The sequence below is a fragment of the Salinimicrobium oceani genome (assembly GCF_012037645.1).
This window is the reverse complement of record NZ_JAAVJR010001285.1, coordinates 1-332: the sequence shown is the minus strand read 5'-3', so window position 1 is coordinate 332 and position 332 is coordinate 1. Positions and strand designations below refer to the sequence as shown.

General features: G+C 45.5%; 1 pseudogene. It reads right to left on the bottom strand.

Annotated features, from left to right (window positions below):
* Positions 1–11 precede the first annotated feature (11 nt).
* Positions 12–332 (bottom strand): annotated as a pseudogene (locus HC175_RS21855) (DNA topoisomerase IV subunit B); the annotation flags it as partial.

Sequence of the window (332 nt, the reverse complement as noted above, 5' to 3'; positions counted from 1 at the left end):
AGAGGCAAATATTATGCGTCTATATTGGCATATACTGCATTCTTTTCGATAAATTCTCTACGAGGCGGAACCTCATCCCCCATCAACATAGAAAAGATCCTGTCGGCTTCCCCTGTATTGTCGATAGTAACCTGGCGCAACGTTCTAAATTCAGGATTCATAGTGGTATCCCAAAGCTGCTCTGCGTTCATCTCTCCAAGACCCTTGTATCGCTGAATACTTACGCCCCCGCTGTAGGATTCCGCGATCTCATCACGCTCCTTATTGCTCCAGGCGTAACGTTTCTTGCTTCCTTTTTTCACAAGGTAAAGTGGCGGAGTTGCAATAAATAC